Here is a 13,695-nt window from a genome sequence, read left to right as displayed (position 1 = left end):
TCACGGCATCGCGGCACCGACCGTTGCGCGCACCGGGATGCCGGTGGCGTCGAAGCCGATGAGGCACGCGGTGTTGATGCCGTAGTGGTCCGGCGCGAGGCGCTTGCGGTGGAACGGGTAGACGCCGCAGACCTTGCAGAACCAGTGCTTCGCGGTGTGCGTGTGGAACTGGTACAGCGTCAGCGCATCGGCTCCGGCCAGCAGCCGGAAGTCGCTTTCATGCACCTTGACCATCCGCGCGTTGCGCCGGCGACAGATCGAACAGTCGCAGGTGGTCAGTTCCGGGAAGTCGCTGACGATCTCGAACTGTACCGCGCCGCAGTGACAGGCCCCGCGCAGGGCCTGCCGACTGCGGCGGTGCTCGGGCCTACTTGCCGGCACGCCGGCCGACGCTGAACGCGTAGGCCGCCGGCCGCGCCAGCAGCACCGGATCGGCCGATGGCGCGATGCCGTCGACCAGATGCAGCGGGCTGAACGCGAGCTTCTTCTCGACCGCGGCACTGTCGGCCAGCGCGGTATCGAGCGTCAGCGTGCCGAGCAGCACTTCCTTGTGATCCTTGCCCCAGGCGATGCTGCCATCGTTGACGGCATCGCCGTCCTTCGCCAGCTGCGCGATCAGCTTGAACTTGACCGGTGCCTTGGCCAGCCGCGCCTTCAGTTCGTCGATCAGGTAATCCGGCGCGGCCTTCTTCGCTTCGTCGTCGGTCAGGCGCTTGTCGCCGGCGACCGGGATGATCCGGTAGCGCGCGTACTGGCTCTTGCCGGCGGCATTGGTGAAGTTGAAGGCGTTGACGCCGTAGAACGGCAGGGTGGCGTAGCTGACCGGGGCCGGCTTCGGCGCGGTGACGAAGGCCTTCGCCGCCGGGTGGCTGCCGAGGAAGGTTTCGATCGGCTTCGGCGACGGCACGTCCGGGCCGCTGGCGGCGACCGCGTTCAGCAACGCGAGAAAGTCGTCCGGCGTCGACACCGGGAAGCCGTCGTACGAGATGCTGACGATGTCGGTCGCCTGACCGCTCGGCGCAGTGAAGCGGATCGCGATGCCATGCGGGCTGGCGTTCGGATCGGCATCCGGCAGGGTCGGCACGCCGGTGGCGTTCGAGAAGCGGACCGTCACCGGCACCTTCGCACCCTGCAGGTGCTCGGCCTTGGTCAAGGTCTTGGCGGCCGCGTCGGCGGTGAAGCTGCCGGTGACGACGATGCCCTTGGCGTGGTTGGCGCGGAAGCCGGCGTGCGGACCGCCGGACAGCTTTTCGAGGGTGTCGACAGTCTGTTCCGGCACGCTCTTGACCCGGTCGGCGGCAAGGCCGGCGGTGGCGGTCAGCAGGAACAGCGCGGAAATCACCGACTGGGTGAACGGCAAATGGCGGCGAATCATGGGGGCTCCGATGGTCGTCCTTGAAGGGGAGCCTGAGCATGACCGGAGCCGTCGTCGCGCCGCAATCCCACCAAAGGAGTGCCCCCGACGACGCCGGCAATCGCGCCGCGTCGCCGAGGATTCGCGCCGGCTCAGGCCGTGACCGGGGCCGGCATCGCGCCCCGGCGCTGGCCGAAGCGCTGCCGATGCCGGCGGTTCAGCACCACGTTGACGACGACGGCGACCGCCAGCGGGCCGAACCAGGCCAGCATCTGCGCGGCATTCGCGAGATCCTTCGGCAGCACGCGGGACAGGCCGATCGCGAGGAAGGCGATGTGGGTGCCGACGCCGTTGCCGATCATCGCGCCGTAATGTTCCTTGAGCCACCAGCCGGCATCCGGCGTCGTCGTGCGCATCTGCCGCCACATGCCGCGCCCGAGCACGAGGCCGACCACCGCGAAGCCGGCGAGCAGCAGGTTCGACTGCACGATGCCGTAGGTCATCGACAGCCCGGCGGTGACCGGCAGCAGCACCGCGAACAGGCGGTAGCCGCCGCGGCGATAGGCGTCGAAATCCTGCTTGAGGCGCACGGCCCGCGGCGCGGTGTAGACGGTGGTGGCGACCAGCACCACGAGGTAGCTCAGGAACACGCCTTTCGCGGTCTTGCCGTCGATGAACGCGGCCAGCGCCATCGGCGCGGCGGTGACCAGGATGCCGCGCATCGCGATCAGATAGACGCGGCCGGCCTTCACATGCAGGCCGTGGCGGGCCTTGCGCGCCAGCCCGGCGATCCAGAACGTGATCAGCGCCAGCACGCCGGCTGCGATGTGCAGCTTGACGATCAGCGCGTAGAGCGGGCCGTACAACGGGCCGTGGAGCAGGGTGGCGAGGTCGGTCATGGCGGCGGTTCCGGATTGGGCGAGGTGGGACGACGTGCCGCCATTGTCGGAACCCCCTGCCCACGGCGGCAGGTGAGAAAAGGCAGGGACCGGGGGTGAGAAAACTCACCTTGGCAGCGCTGCCACTGGCTGCGATGCTCGACCGATGACCGATCCTGATCGCCCGGCCGAGGCGTCCGCAGCGTTGCCATCGTCGTCGTGGAATTCGCCGATGGCGCCGCTGAGCCTTGCGGCCTACGTCACCTGGCTGGCGATCGCGTCCGGCCCGGTGATCGACGCCATCGACGGTCGCATGACGCTCGATGCCCGCACCGTGATCGGTGCGCTGGCGCTGGTGGCGCAGCCGCTGCTGTTCATCGGCCGCGCGCGGGCCGATCTGCACGACCAGGGCGCGCATGCCGAGCGCTGGGTGCTTTGGCAGCTGCCGCTGGCGCTGCTCGCGGTCTGGGGCCTGCCGCGCACCGGCTCGACCGCGATCCTGATGATTCTCGTCGTCGCCCAGCTGTTCGCGGTGTTTCCGGTGCGCCGCGCGCTGCTGCTGACCTTGGCGATGAACGCCGGGCTCGCGGCGCTGCTGATCAGCCAGTTCGGACCGCGTCGGGCCGTGAGCGCGCTGCTGGCCTACGGCGGCTTCCAGGCGTTCGCGGCGCTGACCACCAGCTACGCGCGCCGCGCCGAGCATGCCCGCGACCAGTTGCGGACGATCAACGCGGAGCTGCTCGCGACTCGGCAGCTGCTGCTGGAATCCGCGCGTGGCGAGGAGCGCCTGCGGCTGTCGCGCGAGTTGCACGACGTGGCGGGCCACAAGCTCACGGCACTGAAGCTGCACCTGCGGCTGATCGAGCGCGAGATCGACGACGGCGCGCCGCGCGCTGCGATCGGTGACTGCGTGCGGCTGTCGGACGAGCTGCTGGCCGATGTTCGCGGCGTGGTCGACGCGCTGCGCGCGCATGACGGCATCGACCTGCATGCCGCGCTGCGGGCGCTGGCGCCGAACCTGCCGCGGCCAATCGTTGCATTCGCGCTGGCCGACGACGCCCGCGTGTCGCGGCTGGATCAGGCGCAGGCGCTGCTGCGCGTGGCGCAGGAAGCGCTGACCAACGCGCTGCGCCACGCGGCCTGCACGCAGATTGTGATCCGGCTGCACGCGGTGGCCGACGGCATCGAGCTGCAGGTCGAGGACGACGGCCGGGCGACCGCGCTGCCGGTCGACGGCAACGGCCTCAGGGGCATGCGCGAACGGCTGGACGCGGTCGGCGGCCGGCTGGCGCTGGCGCTGAACCCGGGCGGCGGCCTGCGGCTGACGGCGCTGCTGCCGTCGCCGCTCCCGGTCCACTTCCCCGCTCGCGGCGCGGTGTCGTGAGCGCGGCACCGCTGCGGCTGGCGCTGGCCGATGATCAGGCACTGGTGCGACGCGGCCTGCGGGCGCTGCTCGAACGCGCGACCGGGCTGGACGTGGTGATCGAAGCCGCCGACGGCGCCGCCCTGCTTGCGGCGCTGCAGACCGCGAAGGTCGACGTCATCCTCAGCGACATCCGCATGCCGGTGCATTCCGGCATCGAGGCGACGCGGCTGCTGCGCGCCCGTGGCGACTACACGCCGGTGGTGCTGCTGACCACGTTCGACGAGCCGGGGCTGATGCAGGGCGCGGTCGATGCCGGCGCCCAGGGCTATCTGCTGAAGGATGCCGAGCCGGAAGCGCTGGAAGCCGCGATCCGCACCGTCGCCGCCGGCGGCCGGCTGGTCTCGCCGCAGAGCCTCGATCTGGCGCGGGCGCGCTTGCCGAATGACGCGGCCGGCGCGGTGCGGCTCACCGAGCGGGAACTGGCCGTGCTGCGGCTGGTCGCCGGCGGTTACTCGAACAAGGAAATCGGCCGCGCGCTGACCATTTCCGACGGCACGGTGAAGAACCATCTGACCGAGATCCTCGCGCGGCTCGATGCCCGCGATCGCACCCACGCCGTGCTCAAGGCGATCGCCGCGCGGCTGCTGTAGGGGACATCCGCGAAATGCGCAGATAGAATGCGCATGTCAGCTTAACTGGACACTCCGTGATGTTCGCCAAGACACCAGCACCGAAGCCGGAACGCCGTGCCGTGAACCTGTCGATCAGCGGCAAGCTGATCGACGAAGCGCGCGCGCAGAAGCTGAACCTGTCGCGGGTGCTGGAGGAAGCGCTGGAAGCCAAGCTGCGCGAGCAGCGGGCGTTGCAGTGGCAGGAGGAGAACCGCGAGGCAATCGCCTTCCACAACGAGCGGATCGCCCGTGATGGCCTCTGGCACCGTGGCCGGACCCGCTGGTACTGACGCTCCGATGGCGCAGTTCGACATCCACGCGGTGCCATCCGCCGACGCCGACTACGCGCCGTATCTGGTCGAGCTTCAGTCCGATCTGGTGGCGGGGCTCGACAGCACGATCGTCGCGCCACTGGTGCGCCGTGCCGATGCGGGCCCGATCCTGCACCACCTGAACCCGGTGATCCGTTTCGGCGACGAGGAACTGGTGATGCGCGTCGGTGAACTGGTGTCGCTGCCCCGCAGCGTGCTGGGCCGGAAAGTCGGCTCGGTGAAATCCGATCGTGAAGCGCTGATGGCGGCGATCGACGTCGTCTTTTTCGGAATCTGAATCCTTGAGTACCGCCCGCAGCAGCATTGCCCCCCGCGACCGACTGATCGTCGCCCTCGACGTGCCCGAAGCCGACGATGCCCGCGCGCTCGTCGAGCGCATCGACGACGGTGCTTCGTTCTACAAGATCGGCATGGAGCTGTGCATGGCGCCGGGCTTCTTCGAACTGCTCGGCTGGCTGCGCCGCGCCGACAAGAAGGTGTTCGTCGATCTCAAGTTCTTCGACATTCCGGAAACCGTCGCTCGCGCCGTGTCGCGCCTGAGCGAACAGGGCGCGCAGTTCTGCACCATCCACGGCAATCAGTCGATCATGCAGGCGGCGGCCAAGGCCAAGTCCAACGGCATGAAAGTGCTGGCCGTCACGGCGCTGACCAGCCTCGACCGCGGCGATCTCGATGATCTGGGCTTTGCCTGCGATGTCGAGGCGCTGGTGCTGTCGCGCGCCCGCCGGGCACTGGCTGCGGGCTGCGACGGCGTGGTGTCGTCCGGCCTCGAAGTTGCCAAGCTGCGGCTGGAAGCGCCGCAGGAACTGATTTGCGTCACGCCGGGCATTCGCCCGGTGGACAACGATGTCGCTGCCGGCATGGGCGACCAGAAGCGGGTGATGACGCCGACACTGGCCCTCAAGGCCGGTGCCGATTACCTCGTCGTCGGCCGTCCGATCCGAGATGCACAAGACCCCCGCGCCGCGGCGCTGGCCATCCAAACCGAAATCGCAGGCGCGCTCGCCCCATGACTCCCATCAAACCCGAAGTGCTGCAGAACGATCGCTTTCTCCGGGCGCTGAAGCGCCAGCCGGTCGACCGCACGCCGGTCTGGCTGATGCGTCAGGCCGGCCGTTATCTGGCCGAATACCGCGCCACCCGCGCCCGCGCCGGCAACTTCATGAACCTGTGCAAGTCGCCGGACATGGCTTGCGAGGTCACGCTGCAGCCGATCGACCGCTACGGCTTCGATGCCGCGATCCTGTTCTCCGACATCCTCACCGTGCCGGACGCAATGGGCCTCGGCCTGCACTTCACCGAAGGCGAGGGCCCGGCGTTCGAGAAGACCGTGCGTACTGCCGCGGATATCGCCGCCCTGCCGATTCCGGATCCGGAAACCGAGCTGCGCTACGTCATCGACGGCGTCCGTGCGTGCAAGAAGGGCCTCGCCGGCCGCGTGCCGCTGATCGGCTTCGCGGGCAGCCCGTGGACGCTGGCCACCTACATGATCGAGGGCAGCGGTTCGAAGGACTTCCGCCACGCCAAGGCGATGCGCTACGGCGCGCCGCACCTGCTGAAGGCGCTGCTCGACAAGCTCAGCGAATCGGTCGCGCTATATCTCGCCGCCCAGGCCGATGCCGGTGCCAATGCGCTGATGATCTTCGACACCTGGGGCGGCGCGCTCGACCGCGAGGGCTACAAGTTCTTCTCGCTGGCCTCGATGGCGAAGATCGTCGACCGGCTCAAGGTGCTGGCGCCGGGCGTGCCGGTGATCCTGTTCTCCAAGGGTTGCGGGCAGTTCCTGCTCGAAATGTCGGCGACCGGCTGCGCCGGGCTCGGCGTCGACTGGACGACCAACATCGGCGACGCCCGCCACATGGTCAGCGGCAGTGTCGCGCTGCAGGGCAATTTCGATCCGACCGCGCTGTTCGCCCCACCGGAAGCGATCCGCGAGCTGGTCGGCAAGATTCTGGATGACTACGGTCCGCACAACGGCCACATCTTCAATCTGGGCCACGGCATCGTCCCCGGGACGCCGCCGGAGCATGTCGCCGCACTCGTCGAAGCGGTGCGCGAGCTGAGCCCGCAGTACCACGAGACGGCGGAAGCCGAAGCGCCTTGATTCGTCCGGTCGCGACAGTGCTGCTCCTGACGCTGGGCGCGAGCTTCGATGCGCCAGGCGCATCGGGGACGCTGTGCCCAGGGCTGGCAAGCAACATTGCCGAGGACCACCAAGTGCACGAGGACCAGCTGACCTTCGAGGGAGCGGTCGATGCGCTCGCGTTCATCAAAAAGCATTACGCAACGACCGATCAGACGCTGAAGTTCGGACTACACAACTCGGAAGTACGCATCCACGGCTACCTCTTGCGCAAATCCGCGATGGCGTCGGATGCCGAGGTGGCCAAGCGCGAACGGCAGAAGTTCTGCCAGTGGCTCAAGACCGCCGCATGGTTCGATTGATTGCCGGTCACATTAGATTTACGTGCGGTCTGTCGATGGACATGAAGTGAGCATGAAAAGATGGCTGCCGGCACCCGTGATCGGGTGCCTGACGTTCGCGACGATGTTCGTGGTGCTGATGATCTGGGCCGGGCTGCTGATCCTGCCGGCCGGGATCGTGAAACTGCTGCTGCCGTTTCCGCCGCTGACCCGCCAGCTCGATCGCTGGATCGCCTGGTGCGCGAACCACGGCTGGGTCGGCTGGAACCAGCAGGTGTTCCGGGTGCTGCACGGCCGGCGCGAGAACTGCACGATCAACGGACAGCTCGATCCGGCGCGCAGCTGGATGATCGTCGCCAACCACCAGAGCTGGGCCGACATCCTGATCCTGTTCGACGTGATGTACGGCCGCACGCCGTTCCCGCGCTTCTTCATGAAGCGCGAGCTGATCTGGATTCCGCTGGTCGGCTTCGTCTGCTGGGCACTGGACATGCCGTTCATGAAGCGCAACTCGGCGCAAGCGATCGCGAAGAACCCGGGCCTGCGCAATGCCGATCTCGAAACCACGCGGCGCTTCTGCGAGAAGTTCAAGCGTCGCCCGATCGCGGTGGTGAACTTCCGCGAAGGCACGCGCTACACGCCGGAGAAAGCGCAGGCCAAGGCCTCGCCGTACCGGCACCTGCTGCGGCCGAAGTCCGGCGGCTTCAGCTTCACCTTGAACGCGATGGGCGAGCAGTTCGCCGGGCTCATTGACGTGACGCTGGTCTACCAGCCGACCGGCAACGGCCGCAGCAAGCTGTGGAGTTGGCTGTGCGGCGAGCAGAACGCGGCCTTCGTGCAGGTCGACGTGAAGCCGCTGCCGGTCGAGCTGCTCGGTGGCGATTATCAGGACGACGCGGCGTTCCGCGAGCGCTTCCAGGACTGGGTCAACGGCCTGTGGGCGGACAAGGACGAGTTGATCGCCCGTCAGCGCAGCACGATCGGGTAGACTGCGCACGCTCATTGGGGAGTAGTCACCCGGCGCAGCGTCGGCAACATCGGCAGCTGTTGATCGGGGGATGCGTCAACACAATCGGTCGCGAGGCCGTGGCGCATCCAGATCGGGAAGCCCTTTCCCGCATTCGGCGAGACCTTTGACGCGCAGTCTTTCCCGGGGTCGGGCGAGGCCGCGTGTCATCGTCCATCCGCCTGACCCCCGAGTACCCGTTCCCATGTTCGAAGCGTTCGGCATTTCCACGCTGGTCGTCGCGATTGGCGAGATCGGCGACAAGACCCAGTTGCTCGCTCTGCTGCTGGCGGTGCGCTACCGCCGGCAGGCCCTGCCGATCCTGCTCGGCATTCTGGTGGCGACCATTGCCAATCACGGCCTCGCCGGCTTCTTCGGCGCCTGGATCCGCGATCAGTTCACGCCGGACACGCTGCGCTGGATGGTCGGCGTCACCTTCCTCGCGATCGGTGCCTGGGCGCTGGTGCCGGACACGCTGGACGAGCAGGAAGCCGCGCCGCGCGGTCAGTACGGCGTGTTCATGGTCACCGTGATCACGTTCTTCCTCGCCGAGATCGGCGACAAGACCCAACTGGCGACCGTGACCCTGGCGGCGCGCTTCGATTCGTTGCTGGCCGTGGTCGGCGGCACCACGCTCGGCATGATGATCGCCGACGCGCCCGCCGTGCTGTTCGCCGAGCGCCTGACGCAGCGCCTGAGCTTCACCCTGGTGCGCTATGTCGCGGCAGCGCTGTTCGCGGCACTCGGCATTGCGGCGCTGCTTGGCGTCGGCTTCTGAGCCTCGTCGAACAAAAGCTTGCAAATGAGAAGCGTTCGCAATAAATTGGGGCCTCGACGAATCTGGAGACGCCCCGATGACTGCGCTTCGCTCCCCGATGCCGACCCCCACGCTCCCGATGGCGGCCGCTGCCGTGCAGCACGGTGATGCCGGTCCGGCGGCGATCGACGAACTCGACAGCCGTCGCCTGTTCGCCCGCTCGCGGCGGCTGACGATCGTCCATCAGGGCGAGCGTTACCTGCTGCAGGTCACGCGGGCCGGCAAGCTGCTGCTGACCAAGTAGTACCGCGTCATCCGGCCGGGCTGAATGCCCGGCCGGCGTTGCAGACCCAGCCAGCCACTCCGCCCAGCCGGATCGCCAGCCATTCGCCGATGCGCCTCGTGCCATCGCGCGACCCCGATCCGAATCCCATGGAGTGCGCCTCGCAACGAATGCTGTGGATGCTGTCGACGCTGCCCGCGGTCTGGCCTCGCTGCCGCGAACCCCGATTGCCCTCGCCGTGCTGATGCTCGGCTGCGGCGCCGCGTACGGCGCCGAGCCGGCCGCACCGGCCGAACCGACGGAGGTCGCCGCTGCTGCCTCGGTCGAACTGGACGAAGTGCAGGTGCACGGCACCCGAGCCGGCGATTTCAAGCCGGGCACGTCGAGCGTGGGGGCGAAGACCGACACTGCGCTGCGCGACATTCCGCAGAGCGTCACCGTGATCAACCGCGCCGTGCTCGATGCCCAGAACGCCACCAACCTGACCGATGCGCTGCGCAACGTGCCGGGCATCACGCTCAGTGCCGGCGAAGGCGGGCAGATCGGCGACAACGTCAACCTGCGCGGTTTCACGGCACGTACCGACATCTTTCTGGATGGCGCCCGCGACCGCGCACAGTACCGGCGCGACACCTTCGAGCTCGACAGCATCGAAGTGCTGAAAGGCCCGTCATCGCTGTTCTTCGGCCGCGGCTCGACCGGCGGCGTGATCAACCAGGTGACCAAGCTGCCGAGCCTGAAGGCCGCGCGCTCGGTCACCGGTTCGATCGGCACCGACGACTGGTATCGCACCACGATCGACCTGAACCAGCCGCTGAGCGACCACGCCGCCGTGCGTCTGAACGCGTTCGCGCAGGACATCGGCTCGACCCGCGACGTGGTCGATGCCAGGGACTTCGGCCTCGCGCCATCGCTGCGCTTCGGCATCGGCGAGGCCAGCGAATTCACCATCAGCGCGCTGGTGCAGCGCAATGCCGACATCCCGGACTACGGTCTGCCGTTCGCGTTCGGCCGGGTCGCGGATGTCTCGCGCAACCGCTTCTACGGCGATACCGACGATTACTTCGATCAGGACGCCAACGTCGTTCGCGCCCGCTGGGATCAGCGCTTCAACGGCAATCTGGCGCTGCGCAACCAGGTGATCGTGCAGGACACCCATGTCGAGGCGCGGCCGACGCCGTACCGCGTCTGCACGGCGGCGTTCAACACCGCGGCCGCGCCGTGCCCGGTATCGCCGCCCGGCACGCCGCTGGACCAGGTCACCGTGCAGTCCGACCGGCGCGATCGTCTGGTCGACGACTACTCGCTGTACGACCAGCTGGACCTGCTGGCGTCGTTCGATACCGGCCCGTTCCGTCACAGCCTCGTCTTCGGCGGCGAAGTCGGGCAAGACCGCACGCGGGCCCGGAACTTCGCCACCAGCCCGCGCCAGACCGATTCGCTCGGCAACTTCACGCCCGGCCCGACGGCAGACGGCACCACGCGCACCGCGACCACCGATACCCGCGGCGTCGGCGACACGCTGGCGATCTACGTCAACGACGCCGTCACCCTGACGCCGACATTCAAGGCCGTGGCCGGCATCCGGTACGACCGTTACCAGGCGCACTCCAACGCGCTGACCGTCGCCACCGGCGCGCGCACCGTGTTCGAGCGCACCGATACCGCCACTAGCGTCCGTGGCGGGCTGATCTGGCAGCCGGTCGACTGGATCAGCAGCTACGTGTCCTACGGCACCTCGTTCAACCCGAGTGCCGAAGCGGTGACGATTTCGGCGGCGCAGGCGCTGGTCGGCCCGGAACGCAATCGCTCGTACGAGCTCGGCACCAAGCTCGATCTGCTGAACAACACCCTGAGCCTGAGCGCTGCCGCCTTCCTGATCGACAGGACCGATGCCCGCACGACGGACCCGGTGACCAACACCGTGCGCCTCGATGGCCGCACCCAGGTGCGCGGCTTCGAGGTGAGCGCCGTCGGCCGCGTCACCCACGCGCTGCAGATCATCGGCGGCTACACCTTCCTCGACAGCGAACTGGTCGATACCCTCGATGGCAGCGGCACCGGAGCCGCGCGCATTAGCTTCGAAGGCAACCGCCTGCCGAACACGCCGCGCAACGCTGCGTCGCTGTTCACGACCTATCGCGTCGGCGAGATCTACGGCGGGCAGGTCGAAACCGGCGGCGGCGTCTATTACGTCGGCCCGCGCTACGTCACTACGGCGAACACGACGCAGGTCGATGCCTACACCCGCTGCGACCTGACCGTGGCCTGGCTGCGGCCGACGTTCGACCTGCGCCTGAACGTGCAGAACCTGCTCGATTCCGCCTACCTCGACGCGATCATCGCCTCCGAAAACGGCCGCGCCGTGCCCGGCCGCGGTCGCACCGTGGTCGCCACCGTCGGCGTGCGGTTCTGATGCTCGTCCGGATTCCGAAGGCGATTGATGCAGCCACCTTGGCCAGCCTGCGGCAGGGGCTGGCCGACGCCGGCAGCGACTGGGTGGACGGCCGTGCGACGGCCGGGCGGCAGGGCGCGGCGGTCAAGCACAACCTGCAGATCGCCGAAAACTCCGAGACGGCGCAGCGCCTGGGCGATCTGGTGCTGGCCGCGTTCGAGCGCCATGCGCTGTTCATCAGCGCCGCGCTGCCGAATCACGTCTACCCGCCGCTGTTCAATCGCTACGACGGCGGCATGGCCTTCGGCCAGCACATCGACAACGCCGTGCGCCTGCTGCCGGGCACGGCGCGGAAACTGCGCACCGACCTGTCGCTGACCGTGTTCCTGAGCGATCCGGACCGCTACGACGGTGGCGAACTGCTGATCGAGGACCGTTACGGCGCGCAAAGCGTGAAGCTGCCGGCGGGCGATGCCGTGCTGTATCCGGCATCGAGCCTGCACCGGGTGACGCCGGTCACCCGAGGCCAGCGGCTCGCGAGCTTCTTCTGGGTGCAGAGCCTCGTCGCCGACGATGGCCAGCGCACCGTGCTGTTCGACCTCGATCAGGCGATCCAGCGTCTGGTCGCCACCGGGGGTGATGCCGCCGCCGTGACCGCGCTGACCGGCAGTTATCACAACCTGCTGCGGATGTGGTCGCATCCCTGACCGGCCGTTTCACAACACGTTAAACCTCCTTCCCGCGAACCCGACATGAGCACCGCCACCGCTTCCGCCACCCCCGCCGCCGCGGCCCCGGCCGCCTATCGCCGCGCCCGCGCCGTCCGTTTCCTGCGCACCGCCCACGGTTGGATCGGCCTGTGGGGCGCCGCACTCGGCCTGCTGTTCGGGGTCAGCGGCATCCTGCTGAATCACCGCAACGTGCTGAAGATTCCGGCGGCGCACACGCAGGAAGACACCGTGCAGCTGGCCTTGCCGGCCGAGCGCCCGGACAACCCGAAAGCGCTGGCGGCGTGGCTGCAGGGCGAGCTGAAGCTCGATCGCGAAGCCGGCCGCGTCCGTGCCGAACCGGGTCGCGAGGTGATCTGGGGCGATCAGCCGGTGGTGCAGCCGGCGCGCTGGACCGTCGGCTTCGTCACGCCGGCGGCCTCGGTGCAGGCCGAATACTGGGTCGGCAACGGTTTCGTCAGCGTCAAGCGCGGCAGCAACAACGTCTTCGCCACCTTGAACAACCTGCACAAGGGCGTGGGCCTCGGCGTCGGCTGGGTGCTGCTGATCGACACGCTGGCCGGCAGCATCCTGCTGCTGTCGCTGAGCGGCGTGGCGCTGTGGACGCTGACCAACCGGCGGCGCACCGTGGGCGCGGTGATCGGCGGGACTTCGCTGCTGGTGGCGCTGGTGATCGGCGCGTCGGCGTTCTGAGGCAGCCGCCGTCGCGGGCGGTTGGCGGCGTGTGCTGCCGCACAGTCGGTGATTTCTACCGGCTATCAGGCTGCGTGCATCTGATGCCTAATGCGCACCCGACCGCTGGAGATCGCGATGCTGCTGAAGGTGCCCGAAGTGCTGCCCGCCCCTGTCGTGACCCGCATCCGCTCGGTGATCGAGCAGGCGGACTGGAGCGAACAGCGCCCGGTCGGCGCGCTGCCCGGCGTGCCGGCGCGGCTCAATCGGCAGCTTCCGGAAGACGGCAAGGCGGCGCGCGCAGCGCGGGCGATGGTGCTGGACAGCCTCGGCCAGAGCGTCATGTTCTTCACCGGCGCACTGCCGAAGAAGATCTTCCCGCCGCTGTTCAATCGCTACGACACGGTGGCCAACCAGTTCGACAACCATGTCGACACCGCGCTCAGGACCTGGGCGCCGACCGGCACGCAGGTGCGCGCCGACATCGCCGTGACGATCTTCCTGAGCGACCCGCGCGAGTACGAAGGCGGCGAGCTGGTGATCGAGGATCACTACGGCACGCAGTCGATCAAGCTGCGCGCCGGCGATGCGATCCTGTACCCGGCCGCGAACCTGCACCGGGTGCAGCCGGTGACCCGCGGCGTGCGGCTGGCCTCGTATTTCTGGGTCGAAAGCATGGTTCACGAGGACGAGCGCCGCCGCCTGCTGTACGAGCTGGACATGTCGATCCTCGCGCTGCGTGCCCGCCATGGCGAAAGCGCGGAGCTGGCGCGGCTGACCGGCTGCTACCACAACCTGATGCGGATGTGGGCCACGACCTGACCCGTCG

General features: G+C 68.4%; 17 protein-coding genes and 1 riboswitch. Of the genes, 14 read left to right on the top strand and 3 right to left on the bottom strand.

Going from position 1 to position 13,695, the window contains the following annotated elements:
• From QZ951_RS09605 to QZ951_RS09595, 3 genes are all read right to left on the bottom strand, one after another.
• Nucleotides 1-381 (bottom strand): GFA family protein, encoded by a 381-nt coding sequence (locus QZ951_RS09605; protein WP_293000334.1) that lies wholly within the window; start codon nucleotides 379-381, stop codon nucleotides 1-3.
• Complete coding sequence (locus QZ951_RS09600) at nucleotides 368-1,375, bottom strand: catalase family peroxidase (protein ID WP_293000333.1); 1,008 nt, start codon at nucleotides 1,373-1,375, stop codon at nucleotides 368-370. Before QZ951_RS09600 ends, QZ951_RS09605 begins: the two co-directional genes overlap by 14 nt.
• A 131-nt stretch (nucleotides 1,376-1,506) precedes the next feature.
• Nucleotides 1,507-2,253 carry a hypothetical protein gene (locus tag QZ951_RS09595; RefSeq protein ID WP_293000332.1) on the bottom strand — a complete coding sequence of 249 codons (747 nt, stop codon included), beginning with the start codon at nucleotides 2,251-2,253 and terminating at the stop codon, nucleotides 1,507-1,509.
• A gap of 145 nt (nucleotides 2,254-2,398) precedes the next feature.
• Between QZ951_RS09595 and QZ951_RS09590 the strand changes: the two genes are divergently transcribed.
• The 14 genes from QZ951_RS09590 (at nucleotide 2,399) to QZ951_RS09525 (ending at nucleotide 13,688) form a co-directional block, all read left to right on the top strand.
• Nucleotides 2,399-3,616: a histidine kinase gene (locus tag QZ951_RS09590; protein ID WP_293000331.1), complete on the top strand. Its 1,218-nt coding sequence runs from the start codon at nucleotides 2,399-2,401 to the stop codon at nucleotides 3,614-3,616.
• Nucleotides 3,613-4,248, top strand: coding sequence for a response regulator transcription factor (locus QZ951_RS09585; RefSeq protein WP_293000330.1), 636 nt, complete (start codon nucleotides 3,613-3,615; stop codon nucleotides 4,246-4,248). Before QZ951_RS09590 ends, QZ951_RS09585 begins: the two co-directional genes overlap by 4 nt.
• A gap of 59 nt (nucleotides 4,249-4,307) precedes the next feature.
• The gene (locus QZ951_RS09580) at nucleotides 4,308-4,559 is read left to right on the top strand and encodes a type II toxin-antitoxin system CcdA family antitoxin (protein ID WP_293000329.1); all 252 of its coding nucleotides are present in this window, start codon (nucleotides 4,308-4,310) and stop codon (nucleotides 4,557-4,559) included.
• Nucleotides 4,560-4,566: 7 nt separating this feature from the next.
• Entirely contained in the window at nucleotides 4,567-4,878 is a 312-nt protein-coding gene (locus tag QZ951_RS09575) for a CcdB family protein (protein WP_293000328.1), read from the top strand.
• 4 nt (nucleotides 4,879-4,882) lie between these two features.
• On the top strand, nucleotides 4,883-5,614 hold the full coding sequence (gene pyrF / locus QZ951_RS09570; protein WP_293000327.1) for an orotidine-5'-phosphate decarboxylase: 732 nt from the start codon (nucleotides 4,883-4,885) through the stop codon (nucleotides 5,612-5,614).
• Nucleotides 5,611-6,705: a uroporphyrinogen decarboxylase gene (hemE, locus tag QZ951_RS09565; RefSeq protein ID WP_293000326.1), complete on the top strand. Its 1,095-nt coding sequence runs from the start codon at nucleotides 5,611-5,613 to the stop codon at nucleotides 6,703-6,705. The genes pyrF and hemE overlap by 4 nt, the downstream gene beginning before the upstream one ends.
• Nucleotides 6,702-7,046 (top strand): hypothetical protein, encoded by a 345-nt coding sequence (locus tag QZ951_RS09560; protein ID WP_293000325.1) that lies wholly within the window; start codon nucleotides 6,702-6,704, stop codon nucleotides 7,044-7,046. Before hemE ends, QZ951_RS09560 begins: the two co-directional genes overlap by 4 nt.
• A 52-nt stretch (nucleotides 7,047-7,098) precedes the next feature.
• Nucleotides 7,099-8,013: an acyltransferase gene (locus QZ951_RS09555; protein WP_293000324.1), complete on the top strand. Its 915-nt coding sequence runs from the start codon at nucleotides 7,099-7,101 to the stop codon at nucleotides 8,011-8,013.
• 4 nt (nucleotides 8,014-8,017) lie between these two features.
• A riboswitch (yybP-ykoY riboswitch) is annotated at nucleotides 8,018-8,220 on the top strand.
• A gap of 16 nt (nucleotides 8,221-8,236) precedes the next feature.
• Nucleotides 8,237-8,809, top strand: a complete 573-nt coding sequence (locus QZ951_RS09550) for a TMEM165/GDT1 family protein (RefSeq protein WP_293000323.1) — start codon at nucleotides 8,237-8,239, stop codon at nucleotides 8,807-8,809.
• Nucleotides 8,810-8,885: 76 nt separating this feature from the next.
• A complete protein-coding gene (locus QZ951_RS09545; RefSeq protein ID WP_293000322.1) occupies nucleotides 8,886-9,092 on the top strand; it encodes a hemin uptake protein HemP in 207 nt (68 codons plus the stop codon).
• Nucleotides 9,093-9,246: 154 nt separating this feature from the next.
• Nucleotides 9,247-11,487 (top strand): TonB-dependent siderophore receptor, encoded by a 2,241-nt coding sequence (locus QZ951_RS09540; protein ID WP_293000321.1) that lies wholly within the window; start codon nucleotides 9,247-9,249, stop codon nucleotides 11,485-11,487.
• The gene (locus tag QZ951_RS09535; protein ID WP_293000320.1) at nucleotides 11,487-12,173 is read left to right on the top strand and encodes a Fe2+-dependent dioxygenase; all 687 of its coding nucleotides are present in this window, start codon (nucleotides 11,487-11,489) and stop codon (nucleotides 12,171-12,173) included. Before QZ951_RS09540 ends, QZ951_RS09535 begins: the two co-directional genes overlap by 1 nt.
• A gap of 45 nt (nucleotides 12,174-12,218) precedes the next feature.
• Nucleotides 12,219-12,887 (top strand): PepSY-associated TM helix domain-containing protein, encoded by a 669-nt coding sequence (locus QZ951_RS09530; protein WP_293000319.1) that lies wholly within the window; start codon nucleotides 12,219-12,221, stop codon nucleotides 12,885-12,887.
• A 90-nt stretch (nucleotides 12,888-12,977) separates the two neighbouring features.
• Complete coding sequence (locus QZ951_RS09525; RefSeq protein ID WP_293000318.1) at nucleotides 12,978-13,688, top strand: Fe2+-dependent dioxygenase; 711 nt, start codon at nucleotides 12,978-12,980, stop codon at nucleotides 13,686-13,688.
• The last annotated feature ends 7 nt before the right edge of the window (nucleotides 13,689-13,695 follow it).

Source organism: Nevskia sp. (assembly GCF_021732705.1).
In the GTDB taxonomy this organism is placed as follows: Bacteria; Pseudomonadota; Gammaproteobacteria; order Nevskiales; family Nevskiaceae; genus Nevskia.
Note: the sequence above shows the minus strand (reverse complement) of the source record. Positions and strands in the feature narration are given on the sequence as shown.